Consider the following 6980-nt stretch of genomic DNA (forward strand, 5'->3'; position numbering starts at 1 on the left):
CGCCCCCCGTCGACGGTCACTCGGAACGCCGTCTCCGCACTCGCGGAGGCGGCGTTCTCGCGTCCGGGGGTCGACGGTCCGGGAGTCGACGGTTCGAGCCTGGCACTCGATCCCTCTTGTGTGCCAGATGGGACGCGTGGTGTTCTGCGTTCCCCGGACCGGAGGTGCAGTCATGGACGTACATCGCGGACCCATCGCCGTCGCGCCGTTCCAGGCCGGCGGCACGCTGCGCGGCTTCGTGGTCTCGGGCCGATGGCCCGACACCACCAAGGAATGGGCGCAACTGCTCGCCTTCACCGTGCGGGTGGCGTCGACACCCGGCCTGCTCGGCACCACCACGGTCTTCGGTGTGCGAGAAGAACTGCCCGACGATCCCGCCGAGGGCACGGTGGGCCTCGTCGTCGCCGAGGGCCCGGTGGTCGGCGACGCCGCGGTCACCCCGGAGCGATTCGCCCACCACTCGCCCGCCGCGCTGATGATGCTGCACCCGCCGTCGGAAACCATGCCCACGCTGCCCGAATGCGCCGGCGCCGCCTCCGGCTGCGTACTGCTGCCCGGCCTGCCGCACCTCGGGCTCGACCACCGCGCGGCGTGGGTCGAAGCGGAGGCCGACGGCACCGTGACCTCGCTGATCAGCCGCGTCGGGCTCGATCCCGGCAGCGATCCCGACACCGCCGTCCTCGCGATGCTGCTCGCCGCCTGAGCCGGTCGGACACGACGGATACAGTCGAGGTCACACGCCTCCGCCGGAAGGATCCGCCTCGATGACCGACACCCGCTCCGCCCTCGACCTCGCCGGGATCGACGACCTGCTCTCGGCCGACGAGAAGGCGGTGCGCGACTCGGTGCGCGCACTCTGCGAACGCCGGGTCGAGCCCTACGTCGGCGACTGGTTCGAACGCGGGGAGATCGACGACATCCGCGGACTGGCGAAGGAACTCGGCGCGCTCGGCGTCCTCGGCATGCACCTCACGGGGTACGGCTGCGCCGGGATGAGCGCGACGGAGTACGGGCTCGCGTGCCTCGAACTGGAAGCGACCGACTCGGGGCTGCGGTCCCTGGTCTCGGTCCAGGGCTCGCTCGCGATGTACTCGATCTGGAAGTACGGCTCCGAGGAACAGAAGACGGAATGGCTCCCGCGGATGGCCGCCGGCGAGGCCCTCGGCTGCTTCGGCCTCACCGAGCCCGACGCCGGATCGGACCCGTCGTCGATGCTGACCCGCGCACGTCGGGACGGGGACGACTGGATTCTCGACGGACGCAAGATGTGGATCACCAACGGCAGCGTCGCGGACGTGGCCGTGGTGTGGGCGAAAACCGAGGACGGCGTGAACGGCTTCGTCGTCCCGACGTCGACGCCGGGCTTCTCCGCCCCGCGCATCGAACACAAGATGTCGCTACGCGCGTCGGTGACCAGTGAACTCGTGCTCGAGGGAGTGCGGCTTCCCGCGTCGGCGGTCCTGCCGGAGGCGCGCGGACTCAAGGCTCCGCTGGGCGCGCTGAACGAAGCGCGGTACGGCATCGTCTGGGGCTCGCTCGGCGCGGCGCGATCGTCCCTGCAGGCCGCGCTGAGCTACGCCTCCGAGCGCACCCAGTTCGGCCGGCCCCTCTCCGGGTTCCAGCTGACCCAGCAGAAGCTGGTGGACATGAACCTCGAGCTGACGAAGGGGTTGCTGCTCGCGCTGCACCTCGGCCGTCGCAAGGACGCGGGCACCCTGCGCACCGAAGAAATCAGCCTGGGCAAGCTGAACAACGTCCGCGAGGCGCTCGACATCTGCCGCACGTCCCGCACGATTCTGGGCGCCAACGGAATCTCGCTCGAGTATCCGGTGATCCGCCACATGAACAACCTCGAGTCGGTGCTCACCTACGAGGGCACCGTGGAGATGCACACCCTCATCCTGGGACAGGCGATGACCGGGCAGAACGCCTTCCGCTGACGGGCCCCCGGAGCGCCGCGCGGTGGGTTGCGACACGACTTTCTTCGGCCCACCGAACTGCGATTTCGGAAGTTGCACACTCCTGACCAGCACTTTAGCGTGGTGAGCAGCGAAGGGGAGTAGCCCCCAATCGTCGAGTCGACATACTGGCGCGGTGCACTACGGGCCGCTCCCGGCTCGGCGAACCGGCCGATCGGCGGGTGGGCGAGACCTTCGGTCCGATGACCGTACGGTGCCGCACCCCGGCACCGAGCGCCGGCCGATTCTCCCCTCGCGGAGGCCGACGCGCCTGCCCACGGAGGTTCCAGTGCTCGCCGCCCTGCTGCTCAGCTTCGGCGTCATCTTCGTCGCCGAGCTCGGTGACAAGTCCCAGCTCATGGCGATGACGTTCGCTCTCAAGTACCGCTGGTGGGTCGTCATCGGCGGCATCACCCTCGCCACCACCGTCGTGCACCTTCTGTCGGTGGCCGTCGGTCACTCCCTCGGCGTGGCGCTCCCCACCCAGCTCATCGGCATCGTCGGCGGTGTCGCGTTCCTCGTGTTCGGCCTGTGGACCCTGCGTGGGGACAGTCTCGACGAGGAGGAGAAGAGCAAGGCCGACCGCGTCACCAAGTCCGCGTTCATCGCTGTCGCGTCGGCGTTCTTCCTGGCCGAGCTCGGCGACAAGACGATGCTCGCCACGGTCACCCTCGCGTCGGACAACGACTGGGTGGGCGTCTGGATCGGCTCGACCCTCGGCATGGTCGCCGCCGACGCGCTGGCCATCGTCGTCGGCGCCACGCTCGGCAAGCGGCTCCCGGAGCGTCTCATCACGCTCGGCGCCGCCACCCTGTTCTTCGTCTTCGGTGTCTGGCTGATCCTCGAGGGCGTCTTCCCGACGTCGTCCATCGGCATCGTCGCCGCCGTCGTGGTCCTGGCCCTGGGCAGCGCGTTCACCACGTGGCGGATGCGTACGCCCGCTCCGGCCACCGCCGAGTCGGACGAGTCGGCCCCGTCGGGTTCCCGCTGACGCTGCACGCGTTCACGGACGGTGCACGTTCAGCGCACGGAGGAGCCGTCAGCGGGACGCGGTCCGGCGATGCAGCTCCCGCATCACCGGGACCAACTCGTCGGCCGGACCGTCCACCTCGAGGCCCGGGGCGACCTGCTGGATCGACAGCGACGCCACCGGCCCGGCGGGCACACCCCACTCGCGCTGCCAGGCGCCGAGCTGCGCCCCGGATACCGCGTAGACGATGCGACCCAGACCCACCCAGGCGTGCGCGGCCGAACACATCGCGCAGTGCTCTCCCGAGGTGTAGACGGTCGAGGCGGCGCGCTCGGCCGGCGTCAGGTGCTCCGTCGCCCACTGCGTGATGGTGAACTCGGGATGCAGGGTGCGGTTGCCCCCGCTCACCCGGTTGCGGTCCTCGAACAGCACCGTGCCGTCGGCGTCGACCAGGACGGAGCCGAACGGCTCGTCGCCCGCATCGAGCGCCTCCTCGGCCAGGGCGACGCAGCGGCGCAGGAGGACCAGATCGTCGGCAGTCGGGGTCATGACCCGAGTGTGCCCCAACCGGCTAGGGTGCATTTCGGTAAGTCGTCACTAACTCGGGTGGCGGCTGCACGACGAGAGGACCGACTCATGGAGATGGCAGGATCCGCAGCACTGGTCACCGGCGGCGCATCGGGACTGGGCGCCGCCACCGCGAAGCGCTTCGCCGAGAACGGGGTCACCGTCTTCGGTCTGGACCTGCAGTCCTCCATCGACAAGGCCGGCGACTCCGTGCCCGAGGGCGTCACCCTCCTGGCCGCCGACGTCACCAGCGACGAGGAGGTCCGCGCCGCCCTGAAGACCATCGGCGAGGCCGGGGTGCCGCTGCGCATCGTCGTCAACTGCGCCGGTGTGGGCTGGGCCGGTCGCATCCTGTCGAAGAAGGGTGCGCACGACCTCGAGCTGTTCCGCACCGTCATCACCATCAACCTGCTGGGCACGTTCAACGTCATGCGTCTGGCCGCCGAGCACATGCAGTCCCTCCCGACCGTCGACGACGCCGGTCAGCGCGGCGTGGTCATCAACACCGCGTCGGTCGCGGCGTTCGAGGGCCAGATCGGCCAGATCGCCTACTCGGCGTCCAAGGGCGGCGTGCACGGCATGACCGTTCCCGCGGCACGTGACCTCGCGCAGGTCGGTATCCGCGTCAACACCATCGCCCCCGGCATCGTGGACACCCCGATGCTCGCCGGTGTCACCGAGGAGTACCGCCACGGCCTCGAGGCCGGTGTGCCCTTCCCGTCGCGCCTGGCCCAGCCGACCGAATACGCGCAGCTCGCGCAGATGATCGTCGAGCACGACTACCTCAACGGCGAGACCATCCGCATGGACGGCGCGCTCCGCATGGCCCCGCGCTGATCTTCTCGGAAAGTTTTCGATCCCCGACCCATCCGTGGGTGCGGTAGGCCCGAAGACACCCTGAGGCGTCCCCTCGCTGCCGACCCCCGACTCGCAGCGAGGGGACGCCTCTCTCGTGTTCCGACGCTCAGCGGTACGTGCGGGCCAGGTCGGCCGCCGTCGGGAGGCGGAGCACGTCCTCGCCGTCCATCCACACCCGCAGAGCGTGGGTGGCGCGAACGTCGTCCTCGTTGTACTCGAGCAGCCGCTCGCGCTGGGACAGGTCGGTCTCCGTGGGGGCGCCCTCGGATCCGGGCGCGTCGTCGTACCCCACGGCCGCGCGGTACCAGGCCATGGACGCCTCACCGCCCGCCTCGTCGTCACGCCAATGGAACCCGGCGACGGGCGCCACCTTCTTCAGTCCCTTGCCGTCCGGACACACGAAGTTCTGCGACACCGCGATGTACATGTCGACCCACTCGGGGCCGTCGATGAACTCCCGCACCTGCGCCTCGGTGGGCACACCGTCCACTCCCGCGAATCGACGCGCGGACCCGATCAACCACTTGTCCTCCGCGGCGCGGGAGTAGCAGTAGGCGGCGAAGGTCCGGCCCGACTCGTGCGCCTCCGCGCGCGTGTCCATCAGCCACGTCCAGAACTCGGCGAACGAGCGGGCCTCGTCCATGGTCGGCACCGGCTCCCACGTGGTGAACGCCCGGTACTGCGGGGCGGACCCGTCCCGCCGATCGAGCAACGTGCCCCACATGTAGGCGCCGTGCTCCTGGAAACTCTCCATGTCGACGTCCACCTCGACGTCGGCCCGCTGCACCGCGACGGTCTCCGTGCGGCGCACCAGCGGGGCCTGCGCGATCCACGCCTGTGCGACGACGACGGCCTCCGCGAAGTCCCCGTGCGGCCACTCCTCGGGTGGGGCGTCCGCCGTCCACGCGGCGAGCTCGTCGATGGTGCGGATGCCCGCGGAGTACAGCGCGTCCGCCCGAGACCCCGCGGCGACGAGGCTGACGTCACGCGTGCGGCGGAGCGTCTCCCCGCACTCGGACCACCACGGACAGGACCGGCACTCGGACACCTTGACCGGCGCGGTGACCGCCCGGCCGCGGGCGATGGCGAGGCGGTCGGCGAACCGTGCGTCGTACGTGGGGCCGACGGCGAGCAGATCGTGCACCAGGATCACGTCCCCGCCGAACCCGATCGCGCCGCCGACGGCGGACCTGCCGTCCTGGCCGAGGGAGGCGAGCAACCGGTGCACGTGGACCGCACCCAGCTGATCCCGGAGCTGCGGACGAACCTTCCGCGCCACGTCGACCCCGGGCTCCCACCGCCCGAACGGACTGGTCACGGCGCCGGACCCGGGGTCGGTGACCTTGTGATTGACGACCAGCACCGGGATGTACCCCCCGGCGGGATCCGCGATCAGCAGATCGCAGCGACCGCGACGACCGGCCTCGACGTCGTCCGCGAACGTGGCGTTCCAGACGTACCGCGCACCGTCGGCGAGCGCCCGCGTGGTCCGCCGCACCCGCTCGGCGTGCGACACGTCCGCGGGAACGACCGCCCAGCCCTCCGGGTCGGCCGCCACGAGCACGTCCTTGACCAGCAACCGGTGGACCGCCGCGGCCTCACGCCGCATCTGCACCCCGGTGTCCTCCGGAACGTCGGCGATCAACGACCGGTACGCGGTGTCGAGATACACCCGGTGCCGGCAGCGCGTGAGCGTGGCGGCGTCGATCATCGCGGAAGTGGGCACTCACGCAGCGTAGATCCACCCGCCGACACGACCACCCCGACCGATAGGCTGGTGCGCACGAGGCGCCGTCGCGGCGCCGCAGGTGGGCGCCCGGCGCGCCGTCGGAGACGAAGGAGCAGGAACGACCATGGGTCTGCTGACAGGAAAGTCACGACGCGCCACCCGGAAGGCCACCCGCAAAGCGGAAGCCAAGGCCCTCCGGCACAAGGCCGGGCTGGAGGCCAAGTACTCCGCCCGCAACGAGCGCAAGCATCTGAAGAAGCTGGCGAAGAACGACGCCAAGGCGCTCGCGAGCCAGCAGAAGACCGACGAGGCCTACCGCAAGGCCCTCGCCGCCCGTGAGCAGCGCGCTCGCGAAGGCAAGGTCAACCCGGCCAAGGTGCGCAAGTGGGTCGGCATCGGCCGCGTGCTCGCACCCGTGCTGGTCCCCATCGCCTACCGCGCGGCCACAGCGGTCCGCGCGCAGCTCGATCAGTCCCGGGCGGCGCGACTGGGTGTCGACGTCACCGAGCTCGGCCGGTACACCGGGCACGGCGCGAAGCTGAGCGCCCGCGTCGTCGGTGCCGAGAAGTCCCTGAAGGAACTCGAGACCACCCACCGCGACACCGAGACCGGCCGCTTCGTCGAGGCGTCCCGCGCCCGGCTGGCCGACCTCACCACCGCCGTGCACGCCGCCGAGCAGATGCCGCCGAAGCGGCGCAGCCTCGCCCACGGCGCCATCTCCGACGAGATCGACGGCATCGAAGCCGACATCCTCGCGCGCCTCGGCGTCCGCTAGGACCACCGTGACCGAGCGACGACGCGCGTTCCGGGGGGCCGCCGTCGGCGCCCTCACCGGAGCCCTCGCCGTCGCCGCCCATGCCACCGCCGACGGCGGAGAGCCCGACTCGACGTCCCTGAC

At 70.8% G+C, this 6980-nt stretch carries 7 protein-coding genes; 5 read left to right on the forward strand and 2 right to left on the reverse strand.

Annotated features, from left to right (window positions below; translation table 11 throughout):
• Positions 1-172: 172 nt before the first annotated feature.
• The 3 genes from RC2_RS18295 (at position 173) to RC2_RS18305 (ending at position 2949) form a co-directional block, all read left to right on the forward strand.
• Entirely contained in the window at positions 173-703 is a 531-nt protein-coding gene (locus RC2_RS18295) for a peptidase (protein WP_068106619.1), read from the forward strand.
• A gap of 61 nt (positions 704-764) precedes the next feature.
• Positions 765-1940, forward strand: a complete 1176-nt coding sequence (locus RC2_RS18300) for an acyl-CoA dehydrogenase family protein (RefSeq protein ID WP_068144756.1) — start codon at positions 765-767, stop codon at positions 1938-1940.
• A gap of 307 nt (positions 1941-2247) precedes the next feature.
• Complete coding sequence (locus tag RC2_RS18305) at positions 2248-2949, forward strand: TMEM165/GDT1 family protein (RefSeq protein ID WP_068144759.1); 702 nt, start codon at positions 2248-2250, stop codon at positions 2947-2949.
• A gap of 48 nt (positions 2950-2997) precedes the next feature.
• Here the strand turns inward: RC2_RS18305 and RC2_RS18310 are convergent, their stop codons facing one another.
• Positions 2998-3477: a nucleoside deaminase gene (locus RC2_RS18310; RefSeq protein ID WP_068144761.1), complete on the reverse strand. Its 480-nt coding sequence runs from the start codon at positions 3475-3477 to the stop codon at positions 2998-3000.
• Between the two features lie 87 nt (positions 3478-3564).
• Between RC2_RS18310 and RC2_RS18315 the strand changes: the two genes are divergently transcribed.
• A complete protein-coding gene (locus RC2_RS18315) occupies positions 3565-4332 on the forward strand; it encodes an SDR family NAD(P)-dependent oxidoreductase (RefSeq protein ID WP_068144764.1) in 768 nt (255 codons plus the stop codon).
• A gap of 127 nt (positions 4333-4459) precedes the next feature.
• Here RC2_RS18315 and RC2_RS18320 read toward each other — a convergent pair whose 3' ends face one another.
• Positions 4460-6064: a TM0106 family RecB-like putative nuclease gene (locus RC2_RS18320; RefSeq protein ID WP_068144766.1), complete on the reverse strand. Its 1605-nt coding sequence runs from the start codon at positions 6062-6064 to the stop codon at positions 4460-4462.
• A gap of 142 nt (positions 6065-6206) precedes the next feature.
• Between RC2_RS18320 and RC2_RS18325 the strand changes: the two genes are divergently transcribed.
• Positions 6207-6857 (forward strand): DUF6474 family protein, encoded by a 651-nt coding sequence (locus RC2_RS18325; RefSeq protein WP_068144770.1) that lies wholly within the window; start codon positions 6207-6209, stop codon positions 6855-6857.
• Positions 6858-6980: the final 123 nt, after the last annotated feature.

Origin of the sequence: Rhodococcoides corynebacterioides NBRC 14404, from assembly GCF_001894765.1 — a bacterium.
GTDB lineage: Bacteria > Actinomycetota > Actinomycetes > Mycobacteriales > Mycobacteriaceae > Rhodococcoides > Rhodococcoides corynebacterioides.

Excerpts from the sequence above, each read along its gene's own strand:
- RC2_RS18320 (WP_068144766.1), bottom strand. The coding sequence starts at position 6,064 with ATGATCGACGCCGCCACGCTCACGCGCTGCCGGCACCGGGTGTATCTC.
- RC2_RS18315 (WP_068144764.1), top strand. The coding sequence starts at position 3,565 with ATGGAGATGGCAGGATCCGCAGCACTGGTCACCGGCGGCGCATCGGGA.
- RC2_RS18325 (WP_068144770.1), top strand. The coding sequence starts at position 6,207 with ATGGGTCTGCTGACAGGAAAGTCACGACGCGCCACCCGGAAGGCCACC.
- RC2_RS18300 (WP_068144756.1), top strand. The coding sequence starts at position 765 with ATGACCGACACCCGCTCCGCCCTCGACCTCGCCGGGATCGACGACCTG.
- RC2_RS18295 (WP_068106619.1), top strand. The coding sequence starts at position 173 with ATGGACGTACATCGCGGACCCATCGCCGTCGCGCCGTTCCAGGCCGGC.
- RC2_RS18310 (WP_068144761.1), bottom strand. The coding sequence starts at position 3,477 with ATGACCCCGACTGCCGACGATCTGGTCCTCCTGCGCCGCTGCGTCGCC.